The sequence below is a fragment of the Pseudomonas bharatica genome (genome assembly GCF_048586865.1).
GTDB classification, from domain to species: Bacteria; Pseudomonadota; Gammaproteobacteria; order Pseudomonadales; family Pseudomonadaceae; genus Aquipseudomonas; species Aquipseudomonas bharatica.
Map to the genome: position 1 here is coordinate 214,735 of NZ_JBMAWR010000005.1, position 21,255 is coordinate 235,989.

Sequence of the window (21,255 nt, forward strand, 5' to 3'; positions counted from 1 at the left end):
CCGATCCTGTGCTGCCGGCGCAGACGACCATTGTCGCAATTGTCGGACAGCAAGGGGCTTCTTTGTTCGCAGGTTATCGAGTAACGTGCTCGTCATTTCAAGATTAATCGTTTCAGCAAGCGATTTCGCTGCCGCACCTGACGCTTGCCGATGGGTCTGAACAGTACTGGCCCTATGATTGTGTACCCACAACAATACCTCGGCGCCGCCCCGGCGTTGCAAAAGGAGAGGACGATGCTGCAATTCACCACGGCGCAGATTGCCATGGGTCAAGAGGCTGTGGACAAGTCCGCCGCGCTGGACCTGCTGGCCGCCCGGCTGGTCGAGGACGGCCTGGTGGCCGAGGGCTACTTGGCGGGCTTGCAGGCCCGCGAGCAGCAGGGCTCGACCTATCTCGGCCAAGGTATCGCCATCCCCCACGGCACGCCCCAGACCCGCGACCAGGTGTTCGCCACCGGTGTATGCCTGATGCAGTTTCCCGCTGGGGTCGATTGGGGCGACGGACAGATCGTCCACCTGGCGATCGCCATCGCCGCCCGCTCCGACGAACACCTGCGCCTGCTCCAGCAACTGACCCGCGCGCTCGGCGAAGGCGATCTGTCCATCGCCCTGAGCCAGGCCGACAGTGCCGAGGCCGTGCTGCAACTGCTGCAAGGCGCCCCGCGCGAGCTAGTGCTGGACGAGCGCAGCATTGGCCTGGGTGTGGCCGCCGACGACTTCGATGATCTGCTCTGGCAGGGCGCGCGCCTGCTGCGTCGGGCCGATTGTGTGGAGAGCGGTTTCATCACCCATCTGCACCGGGCCGAGCCGCTGCCGCTGGGCCATGGCCTGTGGCTGGTCGCCAGTGACCAGGCGGTGCGCCAGCCCGCCCTGGCGTTCGTTACGCCACAGCAACCGCTGCGCCACCTCGATCGACCGCTCGCCGGCCTGTTCTGCCTCGCCGCGCATGGCGAGGCGCAGGCGCCGCTGCTGGATCGCCTGTGTTCGCTATTGATCGAAGGTCGCGCCCAGGAGCTGCTGCGCGCCAGCAATGTCCGCGCGGTGCTGGCTCTGCTTGGCGGGGACGTTCCTGGCGACTGGCCCAGTGCGCGGATCACCCTGGCCAACCCCCATGGCCTGCATGCACGCCCGGCGAAAGTGCTGGCGCAACTGGCGAAGGAATTCCCCGGCGAAGTGCGGGTGCGCCTGGTCGACGGCGTCGGTTCGCCGGTTTCCGCCAAGAGCCTGAGCAAACTGCTGGGCCTCGGCGCCCGGCGCGGGCAAGTGCTGGAGTTCAGTGTCGAGCCGGTCATCGCCGATGCTTTGCCGGCGCTGCTGGCGGCGGTGGAGGGCGGGCTGGGCGAGGAGGTCGAGCCGCTGGCAGCACTGGCGCCCTTGCCATCGGAGCCGGTGGCAACGACCTTGGCTGCGCCCGCTGCCGGATCGACCATACAGGGCGTCGCTGCTGCTCCCGGCATCGCCGCCGGGCCCGCCCATGTGCAATTGCAGCAGCATTTCGACTATCCCCTGCGGGGCGAGTCGCCAAGCCACGAGCTGCAGCGCCTGGAAGCCGCGCTGCTGCAGGTGCGCAACGATATCGAAGCGCTGATCCGGCGCAGCGAGGTCAGTGCTATCCGCGAGATCTTCGTCACCCACCAGGAAATGCTTGCCGACCCCGGCCTGGCCGAGGAGGTCGGGTTGCGCCTGCGCCAGGGTGAAAGCGCGCCGGCGGCGTGGCTGGCCGTGATCGATACGGCGGCGCGCCAGCAGGAATCGCTGCAGGACGCCTTGCTCGCCGAGCGCGCGGCAGACCTGCGCGATGTCGGGCGGCGGGTGCTGATGCAACTGTGTGGCATCAGCGAAACCCCTGAACCGAAACAGCCCTACGTGCTGGTGATGGCCGAGGTCGGGCCATCGGATGTGGCCCGTCTCGATCCGTCGCGGGTCGCGGGGATTCTCACTGCCCGTGGTGGCGCCACCGCCCATAGCGCGATCGTTGCCCGGGCCCTGGGCATCCCGGCGGTGGTTGGCGCTGGCGACGCGGTGTTGCTGATCGAGCCCGGTACCGCTTTGTTGCTCGACGGCCAGCGCGGTCGTGCCACCGTCGATCCGGCCACCGAACAACTGGAAAAGGCCCTGGCCGAACGCGACCAGCGCGAAAAGGCCCTGCGTGCGGCTCATGCGCGCCGCTTCGAGCCGGCAGTCACCCAGGATGGCCATGCCGTCGAGGTCTTCGCCAACATCGGTGAAAGCGCCGGTATCGACGCGGTGGTCGAGCAGGGCGCCGAGGGCGTCGGCCTGCTGCGTACCGAACTGATCTTCATGGCCCATCCGCAACTGCCCGATGAGGCCGCCCAGGAGGCCGAGTACCGCCGCGTCCTCGATGGCCTGGCCGGGCGCCCGCTGGTGGTCCGCACCCTCGATGTCGGCGGTGACAAACCCTTGCCTTATTGGCCGATCGCCAAGGAAGAAAACCCGTTCCTCGGCGTGCGCGGCATCCGTCTTACCCTGCAGCGCCCGCAGGTCATGGAAAGCCAGTTGCGGGCCTTGCTGCGTGCTGCCGGTGATCGCCCGTTGCGGATCATGTTCCCGATGGTCGGCCAGCTGGAGGAATGGCGCGAGGCCCGGCGCATGGTCGATCGGCTGCTGGCGCAGATTCCGGTCAGCGATCTGCAGGTCGGCATCATGATCGAGGTGCCCTCGGCGGCCCTGTTGGCCCCGGTGCTGGCGGCAGAAGTGGATTTCTTCAGCATCGGCACCAACGACCTGACCCAATACACCCTGGCGATCGACCGCGGGCACCCGAGCCTCTCGGCCCAGGCCGACGGCCTGCACCCGGCGGTGCTCAACCTGATCGACATGACGGTGCGCGCCGCCCATGCCCATGGCAAGTGGGTCGGCGTTTGTGGCGAACTGGCGGCCGACCCCCAGGCGGTGCCCCTGTTGGTGGGGCTGGACGTGGACGAATTGAGCGTGGCGGCGCGCAGCATTGCCGAAGTCAAGGCGCAGGTGCGTGCGCTGGGTATTGAACAGGCCCGCGGGCTGGCGCGACAGGCGCTGGCCCTGGGCAGTGCCGCCGACGTGCGGGCACTGGTGGAGAAGTAACGATGGCCAGGATTCTCGCTTTGACCCTTAATCCGGCGCTGGACGTGACCGTCAGCCTGGATGCCCTGCGTACCGGCGCGGTCAACCGCGCATCGACGCAGCACAGCCATGCCGCCGGCAAGGGCCTGAACGTGGCCCAGGTCCTCGCCGATCTGGGCCATCAGTTGAGCGTCAGCGGTTTTCTCGGGCGGGATAACCTCGGCCCGTTCGAGGCGCTGATACGCCAGCGCGGCTTCGTCGATGGCTTCATCCGTGTGCCCGGCGAGACCCGCAGCAATATCAAGCTGGTCGAGGCGGGCGGGCAGGTCACCGATATCAACGGCCCCGGTCCCGAGGTGGACGAGGCGGCGCAACAGGCGCTGCTGCAGCGCCTCGACCAATTGGCACCCGGACATGACGCGGTGGTGGTGGCCGGCAGCCTGCCGCGGGGCATCAGCCCCGAATGGCTGGAGCAGTTGTTGCTGCGCCTCAAGGGCATGGGCCTGAGGGTCGCCTTCGACAGCAGCGGCGCCGCCCTCGACGCCGGATTGCGCGCCACGCCCTGGTTGATCAAGCCGAACACCGAGGAGCTGGGCGAGGCAGTCGGCCAGGCGCTGGTGGATTTCCCCCGCCAGCGTGACGCCGCCCAACGCCTGCTCGATCAGGGTATCGAGCATGTGGTGGTGTCCCAGGGCGAGCAGGGGGTCAACTGGTTCAGTGCTGGCGGCGTGCTGCACGGCGTGCCGCCCGACGTGGTGGTCGCCAGTACCGTCGGTGCCGGTGATTCGCTGCTGGCCGGCATGCTTCATGGCCTGCTGGCCAACGAGGCGCCGCAGCAGACCCTGCGTCGCGCCACCGCCATCGCCGCCCAGGCGGTCAGCCAGATCGGTTTCGGCATCAACGATCGCGCGCAACTGGCGCGTTTCGAAGCGCAGGTTCGCATCCAGACCCCCGGCACAGAACAAGAGGGTGACCAATGAAACTCGCGATCATCACCGCCTGCCCCAATGGCCAGGTGTCCAGCGTGGTCAGCGCCCGCTTGCTGGACGCCGCCGCCCAGCGCCTGGGCTGGAGCACCTGCGTGGAAATCCACGACCCGGCCCGCCCGGAGCGACAGCTGTCGCCGGCGGCCATCGCCGATGCCGACTGGGTGCTGGTGGTTTCCAGTGCCGCGCTGGACTTGCAGCGCTTCGCCGGCAAGCGCCTGTTCCAGAGCACTCCGGCCCAGGCGCTGGAGGATGTGGATAACTTCCTGAGGGCGGCGGCGTCGCAGGCGATCGTTCATCAGCCAGGTGAAAGCGGCGCGGCGCCTTCGGCAAGCCGTATCGTTGCCGTGACCGCCTGCCCGACCGGCGTCGCCCACACCTTCATGGCCGCCGAAGCGCTGCAACAGGCGGCGCAGCAGATGGGCCTGCAACTGAGCGTGGAAACCCAAGGCTCGGTGGGCGCGCGCAACCCCTTGAGCGCGGCGGCCATCGCCGAAGCCGATGTGGTGCTGCTGGCGGCGGATATCGAGGTACCGACCGAGCGTTTCGCCGGCAAGCGCATCTACCGCTGCGGTACCGGCGTGGCGCTGAAGCAGGCGAAAGCGACCCTGACCAGGGCGCTGGCCGAAGCCCGCGAAGAAAGCCCGGGCGCGGCGCAGAAAACCGAGGCGCGCAGCGAGAAGGCAGGGGTCTACAAGCATCTGCTGACCGGTGTGTCCTTCATGCTGCCGATGGTGGTGGCGGGCGGCCTGCTGATCGCCCTGTCGTTCGTTTTCGGCATCGAGGCCTTCAAGGAGCCGGGCACCTTGCCCGCGGCGCTGATGCAGATCGGCGGCGAGGCGGCATTCAAGCTGATGGTGCCGTTGCTGGCGGGCTATATCGCCTGGTCCATCGCCGACCGTCCGGGGCTGGCCCCGGGCATGATCGGCGGATTGCTCGCCAGCTCCCTGGGTGCGGGTTTCATCGGTGGCATCATCGCCGGCTTCCTGGCCGGCTACAGCGCCCGAGCCATCAGCCGCTGGCTTAGGCTGCCGAGCAGCCTGGAAGCCTTGAAGCCGATCCTGCTGATCCCGTTGTTCGCCAGCCTGTTCACCGGGCTGGTGATGATCTACGTGGTGGGCAAGCCGGTGGCCGGGCTGCTGGCCGGGCTGACCGGATTCCTCGACAGCATGGGCACCACCAATGCCATTCTGCTGGGCATCGTCCTTGGCGCGATGATGTGCGTCGACCTCGGCGGGCCGGTGAACAAGGCGGCCTACGCCTTCTCGGTAGGGCTGCTGGCTTCGCAGAGCTATGCGCCGATGGCGGCGACCATGGCGGCGGGCATGGTGCCGCCGATCGGCCTGGGGATCGCCAGTCTCCTGGCCCGGCGCAAGTTCGCCCAGAGCGAACGGGAGGCCGGCAAGGCGGCGCTGGTGCTGGGGATGTGCTTTATCTCCGAAGGCGCGATTCCCTTTGCCGCCAAGGACCCGCTGCGGGTGATTCCCGCCAGCATCGCCGGTGGCGCGCTGACCGGGGCGCTGTCGATGTACTTCGGCTGCAAGCTGATGGCGCCGCATGGCGGGCTGTTCGTCATGCTGATTCCCAACGCGATCAACCACGCCGTGCTGTATCTGCTGGCGATCCTGGCGGGCAGCCTGGTGACCGGCGTGGTGTATGCGCTGATCAAGAAGAACGAGGTGGTGGAGCTGGCGGTGCAGCCGGTGAAGGGGTAACGCTTGCGGGCCTCATCGCCGGCAACGCCGGCTCCCACAGGGTACTGAGCCAGTCACAAAATCTGTGTCCAACGCGAACCCTGTGGGAGCCGGCGTTGCCGGCGATGAGGCCCTGCAAGGCCATACAATCAGGCCAGTTTCTCCAAAGCCCTCACCAACGACCCAACCTCTTCCGGTGTGGTCACGAACCCCGGCGTAATCCGGATGCAAGGCCCGCATGCCGAGCCCTCCCGCGCCACGGTGAACAGGTTGAACTCCCGCAGCAGCCGCTGCGCCATTGCTATCTGGTCGTGATGCCGGGTAAAGCGCAACGAGGTGATCCCGCAATACAACCGCGGATCATCCGGCGTCAGCACCTCGATCCCGTCGATCTCCCGCGCCGGCTTCACCCAGAGGTCGCGCAGGTAGTTCAGCCGGGCGCCCTTCACCAGCGACCCACCCATGGCCTCGTGCTCGGCGATCACCGTCGGCAAGGTCAGCCAGGCCGGTACGTTCGGTGTGCCGTAGGGCACCCGGGAACGGATGTCGTCCTGTGGATAACGCAGCTCGCCCATGTCCGCATCGACCGCGTCGATCCGGTCCGGGGCGATATAGAGCACGCCCAGGCTCAGCGGCGCGCCGATCCATTTCTGCAGGTTGAAACCGGCCAGGCCAATGCCCAGTCGTTCCAGGTCGAATTCCATCTGGCCGAGGGCGTGGGCGCCGTCGAGGATGATCTCCACGTCATGTTCGCGTGCCAGCCGGGCGATGGCTTCGAGCGGCATCACCAGCCCGGTGCGGTGGCTGACGTGGGTCAGGGCCATCAGGCGGATACGCGGGTTGCGCACGAAGGTGTCGCGGTAGCTTTCAAGGATGTTGTCGAAGGTGGCCGGATGCGGCAGTGCCAGGGTGATCAGCTTCAATCCGCGCTGGCGGGCCAGCCAGCCCATGGCGTTTTGCACGCTGTCGTAGTCCAGGTCGGTGACCAGCAGTTCATCACCCGGCTGCAGACGGTTGTAGTTGCGAATGATCGCCTGCACCGAGGCCGATGCGCTCTGGGTGATGGCAACGCTGCGCGGCGCAACCCCGAGCAGCCCGGCCACCGCATCGCGGCTATGCAGGCTGCCGATCTGCTCGAAATGCTGGCGCACCGGCACCGAGTTGCAGCGGTTGATGGTTTCGATATGGCCCTGGTACGCCTGGCTGACGGTGCGGGTCATGCGCCCGAAATAGCCGTATTCCAGGTTGATCGGGCCGGGTTCGACGTCGTACCTGGCGGCGATATCGCGCCAGTAGTCCTCATCGCGGGCCAGCAGGGAGGACTCGGATGACGGCAGTTCTGACATGGATGTTCTCGCTTGATCAGGGACGTGGGTATTGCTTGCGCAGGGGTTCGAGCAGGTCGGACAGGCCGTTGTGGTCAACCTCGTGCATCAGCGCCAGCAGGCTGCCCAGCTCGCCCTTGGGAAAGCCCTGGCGAGCGAACCAGTTGAGGTAATGGCCGGGCAGGTCGGCGATCAATCGGCCCTGGTATTTGCCGTAGGGCATTTCACGGGTAACCAGCAGGACGAGGGCTTCGGGATTCATAAGAAAGACATGCAGGAAAAGGCTGACGACTGGCGGGACGATACAGGCAATCTGCACGAAGGCCAAAGGACAGTTCATGCAGAAAGCGAGCATACAGATTCGGGCTGTTTTTCTAACCAATTGAAATTATTGGGTTTTATGAAATAGGCGAAGCTGGCACGAAGCCTGCGATATCCCTTGCATCTTTCCTCATGCAAAAGGAGCTGTGTCATGACCGATACCAACAAAGAAGTCATTTCTGTCCTGAACGACCTGATCGAATTCAGCAAGGACGGCGAGAAAGGCTTCGCCACCTGCGCCGAGGACATCAAGCGCGCTGACCTGAAAACCTACTTCCTGCAACGCTCCGGCGACTGCGCCAGCGCGGCGGCCGAACTGCAGCAGCATGTCCGCAGCCTGGGTGGCGATCCCGAAACCTCCACCAGCCTGACCGGCGACCTGCATCGCCGCTGGGTAGACCTGAAGGCCATGATCACCGGCAAGGACGACGAAGCCGTTCTGAACGAGGCCGAGCGTGGTGAAGACCATGCGCTGAAGGCTTACAAGGAAGCGCTGGAAAAACTGGCGAAAATCGCTCCGGCATCGGCTTCGTACAGCCTGGTCGAGCGCCAGTACCACGGTGTGCAGCGCAATCACGACCAGGTCAAGGTGCTGCGCAACAGCGCTCGCGCCCAGTCCTGATCCTGGTCCTGAAAAAAAGCCCCGCTTCGGCGGGGCTTTTTTCTGCATGAAGCTGGCCTATGCGCAGCCCACCTTCATGCGGGGGCTTCCACACGGTCGCGACCATTGCTCTTGGCCCGGTACAGCGCCTCGTCCGCCTTGGCCATCATTTCCGCCAGGCCCATCGCAGTTCCCGGCTCGTACACCCCGATTCCGATGCTCACGGTTACCGAACGTTCATCCGCGCCGTAGGGCGGCAGTGCCCGCACGTTCAGGCGGATCCGTTCGGCCAGGATCAGTGCGCCGACCAGAACGGTGTCCGGCAGCACGGCCACGAATTCCTCGCCGCCATAGCGCGCCGCCAGATCGGTCGGGCGCAACAGGCTGGCAGCGATGGCCCCGGCTACCCGCCGCAACGCCTCGTCGCCCCCGTGATGTCCATGCCGCTGGTTGAATCCGCGGAAGTGATCCACATCGATCATCAGCACCGCGACAGGGCGCTGGGTCCGCTGTGCCCTGGCCCATTCCCGGCGCAGTGTCTGGTCCAGCTGGCGGCGGTTGGCCAGGCCGGTGAGGCTGTCGGTGGCCGCCAGTTCCTCCAGGCTGCGCTCGGCGCTGCGGCGGCGCTTCAGCTCGCGACCGAGCATCTGGCTCAGCCACAGGATGCCGATGCACAACACCGCCGTCGCCGTACTGACCAGGATCGCGGTGCGTTTCCACGCGCCATAGACCTCGCTTACCGACTGGGTCACCACCAGCACCAGCGGCAGCCCCTGGACGCGGGCGAAGGTATACAGGCGCAACTGGCCGTCATCTGCCGAGGACGCGGTGAAACTGCCGTTGCCCTCGGCCAGCAGGCGGCGGAAATTGGGCCGGCTGGCGAAGCTGTCACCGATCTGCTCGTTGCGCTGCACGCTTGGCTCCGTGGCGTTACGAGCCAGCAACCGGCCCTCGACGTTCATCAGGTTGATGGAGCTGTCGTGACCGACATCGAGCCGCTTGAACATGTCATTGAAGTGCGAGAGCCGCATCGCACCGATGGCCACGCCAGCAAACTTGCCATCGGCGCCGTCGATGCGCCGGCTGAAGCTGACGAGCCAGTGCGGATCGCCGGATCGGGCCTTGAAGGGCGGGCTGATGACCAGGCCAGTATCGGGATTGCGCCGATGTTCCTGGAAGATCGGGTTATCGGCGAAGCTGGCTGTGCGCGGGGTAATGCTGGCCGAATCGGCGACCACCTTGCCGTCCTGGTCCAGCCAGAGGATATCGCCGCGTACCGTGCTGCCGAAGGCCTGGTTGAACAGCACCTGCTGGCGCATGGGCGCCGGGATGCCCAGCAGCTCTGGATGCTGCACCGCCCAGATCAGGCTTTGCAGCGACAGGTCGTACAGCTCGACGTTGCGGACGATGTCGGTCTCGATCAGCTTGACGATATTGCCGGCCGAGCGGATGGCGCCCTGTTCCACGCTGGCCCGCTCGCGCATCAACAGGAAGGTGACGATGGCAATGATCGCTCCCACGGCAAGGCAACTGCCCAGGTTCAGGAGCAGCTCCGGGTGCTTCCGGTACAGGCCGGAGCGTGGGGGCGGGATGTGCGCGTTCATGGTCGCGAAGTTGCCTGGGCGTCGATGGCGCCGGAAAACGGATAACGCCGTGCGCCGGCGACAGGCTGGACTGTTCCGGGGGACGGTTCGGGTAAAGGAATTCCATGGTTTACCGCACGAAGGGCCTGTGCGGCGGCGGGTATTCTAGGTGGGGCGGGGATTGTAGGACAAGAATTTAGTGGTGGGGGCTGATGTATGGCTGTTGGTCATGTGTCGGGGCTGATGGCCTCATCGCTGCGGTTCGGCGGTCCGACAAGCCAGCTCCCACAGGGTCCTGTGGGAGCTGGCTTGCCAGCGATGAGGCCATGAATCAGAAGATGTTCACCGGATACTCGACAATCACCCGGTATTCATCGACATCGTTATCCACTGCCGAATACCCCTGGCTGCCCCGGTGCGCGGCCCAGCGCAGGCGCAGGGTCAGGTCCTTGAGCGTGCTTTCCTGGACGGTGTACGCCAGGTCCAGGTCGCGTTCCCAATGCCGGGCATTCTTGTCGTTTTCACTGTACCAATGGCCATACCCGGTACCCGCCGGGTCGACCTTGGTCAGGTCCAGCTCACCCTTCGAATACGAGACCGATGTGGTCAGCCCCGGCACGCCCACCCCGGCGAAGTCGTAGTCGTACTTCAATTTCCAGGAGCGCTCGTTGGGCCCGTTGAAGTCCGAGTAGATCTGCGAGTTGTCGAGGAACACGCTGTCGCCCTGGTTGATGTAGTCGAACGGCGTGTTGCCATTGACCCGCTGGTACACCGCGGTGATCGCGTGGTACCCGACATTCACCGTGAAGTGCAGGCTGTAGGTGTTGTTGTCGATATGGCCGAGCAGGGCGTCGCCGGTGTCCTGGGTGTGGTAGTAGTGCAGGCCCGGGTTGAGGCTGACCAGGTCGTCGAGCTGCCAGGTGTAGTCGAGGTCGAAGTAGTACTGGTTCCAGATGTCCTTCAGCTCGGAGGCGTACAGGTTGCTGCTCAAGCCTTCGAGCGGCGTCCAGGCGGCGCCGGCCCAGTTCAGGTGACGGCTGTCGCGGTCGTCGGCGAGGCTGCCGTAGAAGGTATCGATGCGGCGGTGGCCACTCTGGTTGTACGGCTTGGTGAAGCTGGCCTGGCCGGCTTCGAGCATCAGGTTATCGATGCTGTTGTTGGTCAGGCTGAATCCGCGGAAAGTCTGCGGCAGCATGCGGCTTTCGCCGCCGGCGATCACCGGGTTGCTCAGGAACAGGTCACCGGCGCGCAGCACGGTGTCGAAGGCGCGCACCTTGATCGAGGCGCCGGCGCTGGAGAAGTCGTCCGGGGCCTTGCCGTAGTCATACCCTTCCTTGCCCGGGCTGTTGATCGGCAGGATGCTGGAACCGGCGGTGCCGCCACCGCCATCCAGTTTCAAGCCGAGCATGGCATAGGCGTCGAGGCCGAAGCCGACGCTGCCCTGGGTGAAGCCTGATTCGAACCTGCCGATGAAGCCCTGGCCCCATTCACGGTTATCGCGCACGCCGGGCAGCAACTGGTTGCGGTTTACATAGAAGTTGCGTGCCAGCACATCGAGGCTGGCGCCTTCGACGAAGCCTTCGGGCCTTTCTTCCTCGGCCTGGGCCTGCAGCGGCATAGTTGCAGCCAGTGCAAGAAAAAATGGGGTCAAACCTGGGGTCTTGATCACCTTGATGAACTCCTTGAGGTGGTTTTGCGGCAGTTTTTATTCTGGAGAGGGTGTTGTTCTTGTGCGGGGGCGTGCTGTGTTCCGGTACTTTTCACCAGGCAAAAAAAAGCCGCTGACGGGCAGCGGCTTTCAATGACAGACGCAGCAGGACAAAAGTCACCCGCGCGAACGTCGAGGGAAAAACGAGAGGGCGTTGCTGGCGATCAGCTGTCGCTGGCGTCATTCAGGCTGGCCTTGGAAGCGGTCTGTTCCGAATCTTTCGGAGCGTCCTGGCGTTGCTTGGCGAAGGCCTCGCGAGACTGCTCCATGGCAGCTTGATGGCGCGCGGTCTGGGCCACGAAGGCCTGGGATTCTTCAGCCATCGCCAGCGGCGAAAGCAGGACCGAGGACAGGACAAAAACGCTGGCAATACCCATGCTGTTGGACATTTGAACAACCTTCTTGCAGAGCAAGTATCTGTTTGGTGTGCTCAAAATAATCGTTAGCAAACGAACGAAAAAGATGGGTTTTGGAGATGGACTGTTGCTGTTTAAGTAATAGTCTTCTGGCAGGCTCAGGCTAGAGCATTTCGAAAGGAAATCGCGGCCCCTGTGGGAGCGGGTTCACCCGCGATTGCGGCGGTGACTTCACTACCGCAATCGCGGGTGAACCCGCTCCCACAGGATTCGCGGCGCTTAGGCGGGCAGGAGAATACCGAAGGTATTGGCGCCATCCTGGCTGCGCACGAACACACTGCCGCCATGCATCACGGCGATCGCCTTGACGATCGCCAGCCCCAGCCCGTGGTTGCCGCCGCCGGCGTTGCTGCGCGCCGCATCCACCCGGTAGAAGCGCTCGAACAGGCGCGCCAGGTGCTCGTCGCCGATCGCCGGCCCCGGATTGCTCACGGCAATGCGCACTTGCCCCTCGCTGCTGTCGATGCTCACGTGGATCACCTGCTGCGCCCCGGTGTGCTGCACCGCGTTGTTGATCAGGTTGATCAGCGCCCGGCGCAGATGGGCCTTTTCAATCCGCACCTGGGCGTCCCCGGTCACTTCGACGCGCACCTGGGCGTCTTCGAGGATGAAGTCCAGGTAGTCGAGGGTGGTCGCCACTTCCTCGGCCAGCGAGGTGCTGATCAGCGCCGTGGCCTTGCTGCCCTGGTCGGCGCTGGCGAGGAAGAGCATGTCGTTGATGATGCTGCGTAGCCGCTCCAGCTCCTCGAGGTTCGATTGCAGCACTTCGAAGTAATGTTCGGCGCTGCGCCCGCGGGTGAGGGCGACCTGGGTCTGGCCGATCAGGTTGGTCAGCGGCGAACGCAGTTCGTGGGCAACATCGGCGTTGAAGGCCTCCAGCCGCGAGTAGGCCTGGTCGACCCGCTCCAGCGCGGCGTTGAAGGCCTGGGCGAATTGCTCCAGCTCCGGCGGCAGCGCCGAGACCCGCAACCTCCCGCTAAGCCGCGGCGGTGCCAGTTGCTGGGCTTCGTCGGAAAGCTGGCGCAGTGGCCGCAAGCCTATCCGTGCTACCCAGTAGCCCAGCGCCGAGGCCAGCAGCACACCGACCACGGCCAGGCTGACCAGGGCGATCAGCAGGGTGCGCTGGGTATTCCAGAAGGTGTCGGTGTCGATACCGATGAGGAAGCGCAGCGGCGGGCGCTGCTCCAGTGCCGGCAGTTCGCTGAGCATGATCTTGAACGGGTACGGACTGTCGGCCAGGTAGACGTCGCGCATCCCCGGACGGCCCTCGGCGATATGCCGGATCACCGCGTCCGGCTGGCCATATTCGTAGCGGCTGTCGCTGCTCACCACCCAGAAGCGGATGCGCCGGTCTTCCTCGCTTAGCAGGTCGAGCTTGCGGGTGACCTTGCCCCAGTGTTCCTGGTTGCCGAAGCGCATCAGCGAGGATTCCAGCACGCTGTAGCGCGCCTCCAGTTCGGCCGAGGGCAGCAGGTCGAGGCTGCGGTCCACCTGTTTGTACAACGCCCAGCCGATCAGCACGAACACCAGCGCCGCGACCCCGGTGAACAGGGCGCTGAGGCGCAGCGCCAGGGAGTTAGCCCGCACGGTTTTCCAGGACATAGCCCATTCCCCGGATGGTGTGCAGCAATTTGCTCTCGAACGGCCCGTCGAGCTTGGCCCGCAGGCGCTTGATCGCCACTTCGACGACATTGGCGTCGCTGTCGAAATTGATGTCCCAGACCAGCTCGGCGATCGCCGTTTTCGACAGGATCTCGCCCTGGCGCCGGGCCAGGACACTGAGCAGGGAGAATTCCTTGGCGGTCAGGTCCAGGCGCTGCCCGGCGCGGCTGGCCTTGCGGCTGATCAGGTCGACCCAGAGGTCGGCGACCTGGATCTGCACCGGTTCATGGCCGCCACTGCGCCGGGTCAGGGCCTGCAGGCGGGCGACCAGTTCGAGGAAGGAAAACGGCTTGCCCAGGTAATCATCGGCGCCTTCGCGCAGACCATGGATACGGTCTTCGACCCGCTCGCGGGCGGTGAGCATGATCACCGGGGTCTGCTTGCGCGCGCGCAGGGCACGGAGCACGCCGTAGCCGTCCAGGCCCGGGAGCATCACGTCGAGGACGATCACCGAGTAATCGCCCTCCAGCGCCAGGTGCAGGCCCTCGATGCCGTCCCGCGCCAGGTCCACGGTAAAGCCCTGCTCGGTGAGTCCGCGGTGCAGGTAGTCGGCGGTTTTTTCTTCGTCTTCGATAATCAGCACGCGCATGGTCGGCTCTCAGTGGGCAATCGGCCGGGGCGCCGGGGCGGGGCGCTGGCGGCGGTGGAACAGGCGCTCGAGGGCCAAGTATATGACCGGCGTGGTGAACAGCGTCAGGGCCTGGCTGACCAGCAGCCCGCCGACCACGGCAATCCCCAGCGGCTGGCGCAGTTCGGCGCCGGCCCCGGCGCCGAGCATCAGCGGCACGGCACCGAGCAGGGCGGCAAGGGTGGTCATGATGATCGGCCGGAAGCGCGTCAGGCAGGCCTTGTGAATGGCTTCCTCGGCGCTCATGCCCTGGTTGCGCTGGGCGTCCAGGGCGAAGTCGATCAGCAGGATGCCGTTCTTCTTGACGATGCCGATCAATAGCACCACGCCGATCAGGCCCATGATGGTGAAGTCCTGCCCCCACAGCCAGAGCAGGGCCAGGGCGCCGAGGCCGGCCGGCGGCAGGGTGGAGATGATGGTCAGCGGGTGCACGAAGCTCTCGTAGAGCACGCCGAGGATGATGTACACCGCCACCAGCGCGGCGAGGATCAGCCATGGCTGGCTCGACAGCGAACTCTGGAAGGCCTGGGCCGCGCCCTGGAAGGTGCCGCTGATCGAGGCCGGCATGCCCAGTTCGCGCTGGGTCCGTTCGAGGATGCTCACGGCATCGCCAAGCGCGACGCCGGGCGCCAGGTTAAACGACAGGTTGGCCGCCGGGAACAGGCCGTCGTGGGCGATCGATAGCGGGCCGGTGCTCGGCGCCTGGACGTTCGCCAGCGCCGCCAGCGGGACCATTTCACCGCTCAGCGGCGAGCGCAGGTAAAAGTAATTCAGGCTTTCCGCGCGGCCGCGCTGGCGCGCATCCAGTTCGAGGATGACCTTGTACTGGTTGGTCTCGGTCTGGAATTCGCTGATCTGCCGCTGGCCGAAGGCGTCGTAGAGGGCCTGGTCGACATCCGCAGTGGTCAGGCCGAAGCGCGCGGCGGCCTTGCGGTCGATCTCGATGCGGGTGACGCTGGCGCCCAATTGCAGGTCGTTGGACAGGTCGCGGAACGCCGGGTTGGCCTTCAGCCGTTCGGTCAGGCGTTCGGTCCACAGGTTCAGGGCCGGGCCGTCGTTGCTCTTGAGCACGTACTGGTACTGGCTGCGGCTGGGGCCGGAACTCAGGTTGATGTCCTGGCCGGCGCGCAGGTAAAGGACTACGCCGGGGACCTTCGCCAGCTTCGGCCGCAGGCGGTCGATGAACTCGCTGGCGGACACGTCGCGCTCGCCGCGGTCCTTGAGGGAAATCCAGAAACGTCCGTTGGCGATGGTCTGGTTGCTGCCGGTGACGCCCACCGAGTGGGAGAAGGCGCGTACCGCCGGGTCGGCGCCAATGATGTCGGCCAGGGCCTGGTGCTTGGCGATCATGTCCGGGTAGGAAACGTCCGCTGCCGCCTCGCTGGTGCCGAGCACGAAACCGGTGTCCTGCACCGGGAAGAAACCCTTGGGAATCAGCACATAGCCCACCACTGCCAGCGCGGTGCTGAGGAAGAACACGCCGAGCATCAAGCGTTGATGGGCCAGGGCCTTGTCCAGCAGGCGTTCATAGGCGGCGACCAGACGTTCGCCGAAGCCCGGCTGCTTCTCCTTGTCGTGGCCCGGAGCATTCATGAACAGGGCGCACAGGGTCGGCGCCAGGGTCAGGGACACCAGCACCGAGATCAGGATGGTCGAGGTGGCGGTCAGGGCGAATTCCTTGAACAGCCGGCCGACCACCCCGCCCATGAACAGCAGCGGAATGAAGGCCGCCACCAGGGAAAAACTGATCGACACCACGGTGAAGCCGATCTCCCGCGCGCCCTTCATCGCCGCCTCGCGACGGCTGTCACCTGCTTCCAGGTGCCGGTGGATGTTCTCCACCACGACGATCGCGTCGTCCACCACGAAGCCCACGGCGATGACGATCGCCACCAGGGTCAGGTTGTTCAGGCTGAAGCCCATCACGTACATGAAGGCAAAGCTGGCGACCAGCGAGACCCCGAGCACCGCCGAGACGATCAGGGTTGCCGACCACTGCCGCAGGAACAGCGCCATCACCGCGATCACCAGCAGCACGGCGATGGCCAGGGTCAGTTCCACCTCGTGCAGCGAGGCGCGGATGGTCTGGGTGCGGTCCTGCAGCACCGAGACGTTGACCGTGGCCGGGAGCATTTCTTCCAGGCGCGGCAGCGCGTCGTTGACCCGGTCCACGGTGTCGACGATGTTCGCCCCGGGCTGACGGAAGATCACCAGGTTCAGGCCCTGCTGATCGCCGGACCAGGCCTTGACGTAGGCGTTCTCCGCACCGCTGATGACCTTGGCCACATCCTTGAGCTGGACCGGCGCGCCGTTGCGGTAGGAGACGATCAGTTGCGCGTATTGCTCGGGGTGGAACAGCTGGTCGTTGGTCGCCAGGGTGGACACGCTGTTTTCGCCATAGAGTGCGCCCTTGGCCAGGTTGAGGCTGGTCTGCTGGATGGCCAGGCGCAGGTCGGCCAGGGTCAGGCCGAGGGCGGCGAGCCTGTCCGGCTGGGCCTGGACGCGGATCGCCGGGCGTTGCTGGCCGGTGATGTTGACCAGGCCGACCCCGTCGATCTGGCTCAATTGCCGGGCCAGGAGGGTTTCGGCGTAATCGCTGAGTTCGTTGGCCGGCATGTGCTCGGAACTGACCGTGAGGATCAGCACCGGGCTGTCGGCCGGGTTGACCTTGCGCCACGTCGGTGGGCTCGGCATGTCCTGGGGCAGGCGCGCGGTGGCGGTGTTGATTGCCGCCTGGACTTCCTGGGCGGCGGTGTCGATGTTCTTGTCGAGGGTGAATTGCAGGATCAGGCTGGTGGAGCCGAGGGCGCTGCTGGAGGTCATCTGGGTCATGCCGGGGATGGCGCTGAACTGCACCTCCAGCGGCGTGGCGACCGACGAGGCCATGGTTTCCGGGCTGGCCCCGGGCAGGTTGGCAGTGACCTGGATGGTCGGAAAGTCGGCCTCCGGCAGCGGCGCCACCGGCAGGCGCGGAAAGGCGATGGCCCCGAGCAGGACCAGGGCGAAGGTCAGCAGCAGGGTGGCGACCGGACGCTCGATGCACCAGGCGAAGATACCGCCGCGACCGCCGGGCAGGGCCGCGTTCATGGTTGCACGCTCGCTTCGCTACGGGCGACATCCTCGCTGGCCGGCCTGGCCTCGAGGATTTCCACGGTGGCGCCGGGCTTGAGCCGCGACTGGCCGTCGGCGACCAGGCGGTCGTTGGCCTCGACGCCGGTGATGACGCTGAGCTTGCTGTCCTGGTAAGTCACCTTGACCGGTACCGCCTCGGCCTTGTCCCCGGCGATGCGGTAGACGAAGTGCTTGTCCACGCCCTGGCGCACCACGCCCGGCGGAACCACCAGGGCATCGCGCTCGATGCCGGTCTGCACCCGCAGGGTCACCAGTTGGCCGGGCCACAGGCGTGCATCGGGGTTGGCGAAGGTGGCCTTGGCGCGCAAGGTGCCGGTGCCGGCGGCGATCTGGTTGTCGATCAGGCTCAGGCGGCCTTCGCCGAGCAGTTGCCCGCCGGTGTCGCCGTCGCCTTCCAGATAGGCCTTGATCGGCGCGGCCTCGCGGCTGGCGGTGAGCTGTTGCAGGGTCGGCAGCCAGTTCTGTGGGACGGAGAACTCCACGTTGATCGGGTCGAGGCGGGTCACGCTGAACAGGCCCTGGGTGTCGGTGCTGCGCACCAGGTTGCCTTCATCGACGTTGCGGATGCCGACCCGGCCGCTGACCGGCGACAGGATCCGGGTATAGGACAGTTGTACCTCGGCCGCGGCGATATTCGCCTGGTTGCCGAGCAGCGTGGCCTGGAGCTGGTTGACCAGCGCTTGCTGCTGGTCGAGGGTCTGGCGCGAGATACCGTTGTCTTCGCTGAGCAGGCGATAACGCTTCAGGTCGGTCTGCGCCACCTGCAACTGCGCCTGGCTCTGGCCAAGCTGGGCGCGGGCCTGGTCGAGGCTGGCGCGGATGGCGCGGTCATCGAGGGTCGCCAGCAGGTCGCCCTTGTGCACTTCCTGGCCTTCCTGCACCGCGATCCGCGTCAGCACGCCCTCCACCTGGGGGCGGATCACCACGCTGTGCAGCGATTGCACGGTGCCGATGGCGCTGAGCAAACGCGGGACATCCTCGCGCTGCACGGCGATCACGCTGACCGGGATGGCGCTGGAGGCCATGGGGCGTGCCGCCTGCGGGCGCTTGTTGACGAACCATGCGGCGCCGGCCAGGAGGACGATGGCCAGGAGGACAAGCAGCGTTCGAGGGCTGGAGATTCGCATGCGTCAAAGGCGCCGACAGGAGTGAAGAGTAAGGGCTGCATACCCTTATATAGGACAGAACGGGTCGCCACCGTGACGGCTGGCTGTCACGAATGTCAGCTACGGATCGTTACGGATGGACGGTGATGGCGATAGGCCTTAATGCTGCTCTGGGTCAAGTTTCCGTCAAGGGGCCAAACGTAGTATCTGCGCCCTGCTTTCATACCCCCATCCGAACGACGAGCGCCTCTCGATGAAGAGCAATCTGCCTGTGACCGGTCGAAATGTGGATTACCCCGTGGATGCGAACATCCTGTCCACCACGGATCTGACGAGTGCCATCACCTACGCCAACGACGAGTTCATCCGCATCAGCGGGTTTTCCCGCGAGGAGCTGATCGGCAGCGCGCACCATATCGTGCGCCACCCGGACATGCCACCGGCGGCCTTCGAACATATGTGGCAGACCCTGAAGAAGGGACGCTCGTGGATGGGGTTGGTCAAGAACCGCTGCAAGAACGGCGATCACTATTGGGTCAGCGCCTTCGTTTCGCCGATCACCAGCCATGGCCAGACCGTCGAGTACCAGTCGGTGCGGACCAAGCCGAGCGCGGCGCAGATCGACGCGGCCGAGCGGTATTACGCGCGCTTGCGCAGTGGCCAGCGCAGCCTGGCGGAGCGCCTGCCGGCATTGGGCATGGGCACGCGCCTGTCCCTGGGCCTGGGCGCATTGCTGGCCGTGGTGATGGGCGGCAGCGAGCTTCTGCTGCCGGAGTTTCCCGGGCGGGCCGTAGCGCAGTGGGGAGTGTTCGCCGGACTTGCCGCGCTGATGATCAAACGGACCCTGAGCCCGCTGGAGCGCCTTGGCGCACGCGCCCGTGACATCGCCGACAACCCGCTGAGCCAGCGCCTGTACACCGGCCGTCGCGATACCGTGGGGCAGGTCGAGTTCGCCCTGCAGATGCTCGAAGCGCAGATCGGCGCGGTGGTCGGGCGCATCGGCGACACCTCCAGGCGCCTGGCCGGGCATACCGCCGAGCTGGCCAGCCATCTGCAACACAGCCATACCACCACCCTCGGCCAGCAGGGCGATGCCGACCAGGTCGCCGAAGCGATCAACCGCATGGCGGCGCGAGTCGCCGAGGTCGCCAACAGTGCCCAACAGGCCTCGAAGGCGGCGGACCAGGCCGAAGGCGAGACCCAGGTCGGGCATCAACTGGTAGACCAGAGCCGTAGCACCATCCTGCAACTGGCGGGTGTCCTGGCCGAGGCGACCGACGTTGTCCACACCCTGGAAAACCACAGCGAAGAGATTTCCGGCGTGCTGGAGGTTATCCACAGCATTGCCGAGCAAACCAACCTGCTGGCCCTGAACGCAGCGATAGAGGCGGCGCGGGCCGGGGATCACGGGCGTGGCTTTGCAGTGGTGGCCGATGAAGTCCGCGGCCTGGCCCAGCGCACCGCGCAATCGACCGGTGAGATCCAGCGCATGATCACCATGCTGCAGAACGGCGCCCGGGATGCAGTGCAGGCGATGCAGCAGAGCAGCGACCATGCCGGCCAGAGCGTCGAGCAGGCCCAGCACGCCACCCAGGCGCTGCACGGCATCAGCCAGCGGGTCAACCAGATCAGCGAGATGAGCCTGCAGATCGCCTCTGCGGTGGAGCAGCAGAGCCTGGTCAGCGAAGACATCAACCGCAATATCATCAGCATCCGCCAGGCCAGCGAGCAAAGCGTCACGGCGGGCCAGCGCGGTCATTCCACGGCCAGCGACGTGGCCGGGCTCGCCGAAGACCTGCGCCGCCTGGCCGAAGAGTTCTGGTGCCGGCGCCAGTAATGCCGGATCAGAACCCGATGAAGCTGTAGTGTCCGGCGCTGGTGCCGGTGACCCTGGCCCCTGCCGAGCCGAGTTTTCCGGCAAGGTCGCCATCTTCCACGTGCAGGATCCACTCGGCGAGAGCCGCCTCGGTGTCGGCGGCGGTATCGCGCATGGCCTGGCGCAGCGCGCCGGTGTCCGGCAGGTAGGCGGTAAAACCGTTGCCTTTCAGTGCGCTGGTGTCGATGCCCAGGCGCTGGCAGATCAAGGCCTTGTTGCGAATATCGTCGCGGTCGGCCTGGCGCGAGCGTTCGATCAGTTCCATCAGCGTCGGATCCAGCACGCGCTCGCGGTGAATCAGCACCTCGCCGTCTTCCCAGGCTTCCGGCGGGCAGTCCTTGGCCTGCGGGCGCAGCGGGATATGCGGATTGATCTCCATCGGGTAGATGCGGCAGACCAGCGGGCGTCGCTCGTAGATCATGCAGCGCAGCTCGGCGTCGAGGTTGCGGCACGGGCCCGGATTGAAGGCAGCGAAGGTGATGGCGACATACGCCTCGGTGTCGCCGCAGGGCACGGCGCAGGAGCGACGGCGGGCGTGGTCCTGTTGTTCGGCGGGCAGCCCGATGCCGTTGGCGAGGAAGGCCTCGACCAGCACGATGACCTGGCCGCCGTCATCGATCCACTGTTGCGCTTCGCCCAGGGTCAGGGGGACATGGTGGCCTGTGCAACAACGGCCGCAGCCGGTGCAGTGGAAGCGGGTGGTATCGGAGGCGCTGTTCACGGTTTCCCTGGGGTCCATTCAGTGACGTAGGCGCTCTTCTGGCGCCGGTCGTAGAGGCACAGTTCGGTGCCCTTGCGGTTGTTCATGTGCTTTTGCGGGTAGCGGCCCTGCAGAAGCAGCGCAGAATAGCCGCTGCGGTCATCGAATTCGGCGCTCTTGCCCAGGGCGCGGACGTCCTTGAGCTGGCTGGCCGCGGTGCAGGCGCGCAGCAGTTGCTTGTCGTGCTCGGCCCAGGCCTGGTCGCTGGAAGCGTGGGCGAGAGGGGCAAGCAGAAGCAGGCTGAGGATGGCGGCTTTCATGAGGGAAGTGGCTCCTCTGGGGGCTGAGTGCCGGAGTATGCCAGAGGGAACTGATGGATGGCGTTACACGGACCCTATGGGAGCGGGTTCACCCGCGATTACGGTAGTGGACTCACTGTCGCAATCGCGGCGGT

Annotated in this window: 15 protein-coding genes and 2 pseudogenes; 6 read left to right on the forward strand and 11 right to left on the reverse strand. The window is 65.8% G+C overall.

Annotated elements, in window-relative coordinates; genetic code table 11:
- Nucleotides 1–234 precede the first annotated feature (234 nt).
- From ptsP to ACKLLE_RS09070, 3 genes are read left to right on the forward strand one after another with little or no spacing between them, the layout of a single operon-like run.
- Nucleotides 235–3,084 (forward strand): phosphoenolpyruvate--protein phosphotransferase, encoded by a 2,850-nt coding sequence (ptsP, locus tag ACKLLE_RS09060; protein ID WP_420057676.1) that lies wholly within the window; start codon nt 235–237, stop codon nt 3,082–3,084.
- A 2-nt stretch (nt 3,085–3,086) separates the two neighbouring features.
- Nucleotides 3,087–4,043, forward strand: a complete 957-nt coding sequence (pfkB, locus tag ACKLLE_RS09065) for a 1-phosphofructokinase (RefSeq protein ID WP_420057677.1) — start codon at nt 3,087–3,089, stop codon at nt 4,041–4,043.
- Nucleotides 4,040–5,764: a PTS fructose-like transporter subunit IIB gene (locus tag ACKLLE_RS09070; protein ID WP_064302714.1), complete on the forward strand. Its 1,725-nt coding sequence runs from the start codon at nt 4,040–4,042 to the stop codon at nt 5,762–5,764. Before pfkB ends, ACKLLE_RS09070 begins: the two co-directional genes overlap by 4 nt.
- Nucleotides 5,765–5,892: 128 nt before the next feature.
- Here the strand turns inward: ACKLLE_RS09070 and ACKLLE_RS09075 are convergent, their stop codons facing one another.
- Nucleotides 5,893–7,089: an aminotransferase class V-fold PLP-dependent enzyme gene (locus tag ACKLLE_RS09075; RefSeq protein ID WP_420057678.1), complete on the reverse strand. Its 1,197-nt coding sequence runs from the start codon at nt 7,087–7,089 to the stop codon at nt 5,893–5,895.
- Between the two features lie 16 nt (nt 7,090–7,105).
- Nucleotides 7,106–7,330, reverse strand: coding sequence for a DUF3820 family protein (locus ACKLLE_RS09080; protein ID WP_064302780.1), 225 nt, complete (start codon nt 7,328–7,330; stop codon nt 7,106–7,108).
- Nucleotides 7,331–7,540: 210 nt separating this feature from the next.
- On the opposite strand from ACKLLE_RS09080, the gene ACKLLE_RS09085 reads away from it, so the two are divergent.
- Nucleotides 7,541–8,011: a ferritin-like domain-containing protein gene (locus ACKLLE_RS09085; protein ID WP_064302716.1), complete on the forward strand. Its 471-nt coding sequence runs from the start codon at nt 7,541–7,543 to the stop codon at nt 8,009–8,011.
- 74 nt (nt 8,012–8,085) lie between these two features.
- Here ACKLLE_RS09085 and ACKLLE_RS09090 read toward each other — a convergent pair whose 3' ends face one another.
- The 7 genes from ACKLLE_RS09090 to ACKLLE_RS09120 all read right to left on the reverse strand — a co-directional run bounded on the left by ACKLLE_RS09090 (nt 8,086) and on the right by ACKLLE_RS09120 (nt 18,246).
- The gene (locus ACKLLE_RS09090) at nt 8,086–9,594 is read right to left on the reverse strand and encodes a sensor domain-containing diguanylate cyclase (protein ID WP_420057679.1); all 1,509 of its coding nucleotides are present in this window, start codon (nt 9,592–9,594) and stop codon (nt 8,086–8,088) included.
- Nucleotides 9,595–9,904: 310 nt separating this feature from the next.
- The gene (locus ACKLLE_RS09095; protein WP_420057711.1) at nt 9,905–11,191 is read right to left on the reverse strand and encodes an OprD family porin; all 1,287 of its coding nucleotides are present in this window, start codon (nt 11,189–11,191) and stop codon (nt 9,905–9,907) included.
- A 254-nt stretch (nt 11,192–11,445) separates the two neighbouring features.
- A complete protein-coding gene (locus ACKLLE_RS09100; protein WP_420057680.1) occupies nt 11,446–11,670 on the reverse strand; it encodes a hypothetical protein in 225 nt (74 codons plus the stop codon).
- A 246-nt stretch (nt 11,671–11,916) separates the two neighbouring features.
- The gene (locus ACKLLE_RS09105; protein WP_420057681.1) at nt 11,917–13,299 is read right to left on the reverse strand and encodes a heavy metal sensor histidine kinase; all 1,383 of its coding nucleotides are present in this window, start codon (nt 13,297–13,299) and stop codon (nt 11,917–11,919) included.
- Nucleotides 13,274–13,948, reverse strand: a complete 675-nt coding sequence (locus tag ACKLLE_RS09110) for a heavy metal response regulator transcription factor (protein ID WP_009404408.1) — start codon at nt 13,946–13,948, stop codon at nt 13,274–13,276. Before ACKLLE_RS09110 ends, ACKLLE_RS09105 begins: the two co-directional genes overlap by 26 nt.
- A 9-nt stretch (nt 13,949–13,957) precedes the next feature.
- Nucleotides 13,958–17,074 (reverse strand): multidrug efflux RND transporter permease subunit, encoded by a 3,117-nt coding sequence (locus tag ACKLLE_RS09115; RefSeq protein ID WP_420057682.1) that lies wholly within the window; start codon nt 17,072–17,074, stop codon nt 13,958–13,960.
- Nucleotides 17,071–18,246 carry an efflux RND transporter periplasmic adaptor subunit gene (locus ACKLLE_RS09120; RefSeq protein ID WP_420057684.1) on the reverse strand — a complete coding sequence of 392 codons (1,176 nt, stop codon included), beginning with the start codon at nt 18,244–18,246 and terminating at the stop codon, nt 17,071–17,073. The genes ACKLLE_RS09115 and ACKLLE_RS09120 overlap by 4 nt, the downstream gene beginning before the upstream one ends.
- A 232-nt stretch (nt 18,247–18,478) precedes the next feature.
- On the opposite strand from ACKLLE_RS09120, the pseudogene ACKLLE_RS09125 reads away from it, so the two are divergent.
- Nucleotides 18,479–18,760 (forward strand): annotated as a pseudogene (locus ACKLLE_RS09125) (PAS domain-containing protein); the annotation flags it as partial.
- Nucleotides 18,761–19,039: 279 nt separating this feature from the next.
- Nucleotides 19,040–20,062 (forward strand): annotated as a pseudogene (locus tag ACKLLE_RS09130) (methyl-accepting chemotaxis protein); the annotation flags it as partial.
- Between the two features lie 7 nt (nt 20,063–20,069).
- On the opposite strand, the gene ACKLLE_RS09135 reads toward ACKLLE_RS09130, so the two are convergent.
- Together ACKLLE_RS09135 and ACKLLE_RS09140 are read right to left on the reverse strand one after the other, a co-directional pair.
- Nucleotides 20,070–20,840, reverse strand: coding sequence for a YkgJ family cysteine cluster protein (locus ACKLLE_RS09135; RefSeq protein WP_420057686.1), 771 nt, complete (start codon nt 20,838–20,840; stop codon nt 20,070–20,072).
- Nucleotides 20,819–21,121 carry a hypothetical protein gene (locus tag ACKLLE_RS09140; protein ID WP_009404403.1) on the reverse strand — a complete coding sequence of 101 codons (303 nt, stop codon included), beginning with the start codon at nt 21,119–21,121 and terminating at the stop codon, nt 20,819–20,821. Before ACKLLE_RS09140 ends, ACKLLE_RS09135 begins: the two co-directional genes overlap by 22 nt.
- Between the last annotated feature and the right edge of the window lie 134 nt (nt 21,122–21,255).

What these genes read in the sequence shown, in the direction of transcription:
- ptsP (WP_420057676.1), top strand. Translation starts at nt 235, where the DNA reads ATGCTGCAATTCACCACGGCGCAGATTGCCATGGGTCAAGAGGCTGTG.
- pfkB (WP_420057677.1), top strand. Translation starts at nt 3,087, where the DNA reads ATGGCCAGGATTCTCGCTTTGACCCTTAATCCGGCGCTGGACGTGACC.
- ACKLLE_RS09070 (WP_064302714.1), top strand. Translation starts at nt 4,040, where the DNA reads ATGAAACTCGCGATCATCACCGCCTGCCCCAATGGCCAGGTGTCCAGC.
- ACKLLE_RS09075 (WP_420057678.1), bottom strand. Translation starts at nt 7,089, where the DNA reads ATGTCAGAACTGCCGTCATCCGAGTCCTCCCTGCTGGCCCGCGATGAG.
- ACKLLE_RS09080 (WP_064302780.1), bottom strand. Translation starts at nt 7,330, where the DNA reads ATGAATCCCGAAGCCCTCGTCCTGCTGGTTACCCGTGAAATGCCCTAC.
- ACKLLE_RS09085 (WP_064302716.1), top strand. Translation starts at nt 7,541, where the DNA reads ATGACCGATACCAACAAAGAAGTCATTTCTGTCCTGAACGACCTGATC.
- ACKLLE_RS09090 (WP_420057679.1), bottom strand. Translation starts at nt 9,594, where the DNA reads ATGAACGCGCACATCCCGCCCCCACGCTCCGGCCTGTACCGGAAGCAC.
- ACKLLE_RS09095 (WP_420057711.1), bottom strand. Translation starts at nt 11,191, where the DNA reads ATGCCGCTGCAGGCCCAGGCCGAGGAAGAAAGGCCCGAAGGCTTCGTC.
- ACKLLE_RS09100 (WP_420057680.1), bottom strand. Translation starts at nt 11,670, where the DNA reads ATGTCCAACAGCATGGGTATTGCCAGCGTTTTTGTCCTGTCCTCGGTC.
- ACKLLE_RS09105 (WP_420057681.1), bottom strand. Translation starts at nt 13,299, where the DNA reads ATGTCCTGGAAAACCGTGCGGGCTAACTCCCTGGCGCTGCGCCTCAGC.
- ACKLLE_RS09110 (WP_009404408.1), bottom strand. Translation starts at nt 13,948, where the DNA reads ATGCGCGTGCTGATTATCGAAGACGAAGAAAAAACCGCCGACTACCTG.
- ACKLLE_RS09115 (WP_420057682.1), bottom strand. Translation starts at nt 17,074, where the DNA reads ATGAACGCGGCCCTGCCCGGCGGTCGCGGCGGTATCTTCGCCTGGTGC.
- ACKLLE_RS09120 (WP_420057684.1), bottom strand. Translation starts at nt 18,246, where the DNA reads ATGCGAATCTCCAGCCCTCGAACGCTGCTTGTCCTCCTGGCCATCGTC.
- ACKLLE_RS09135 (WP_420057686.1), bottom strand. Translation starts at nt 20,840, where the DNA reads ATGGACCCCAGGGAAACCGTGAACAGCGCCTCCGATACCACCCGCTTC.
- ACKLLE_RS09140 (WP_009404403.1), bottom strand. Translation starts at nt 21,121, where the DNA reads ATGAAAGCCGCCATCCTCAGCCTGCTTCTGCTTGCCCCTCTCGCCCAC.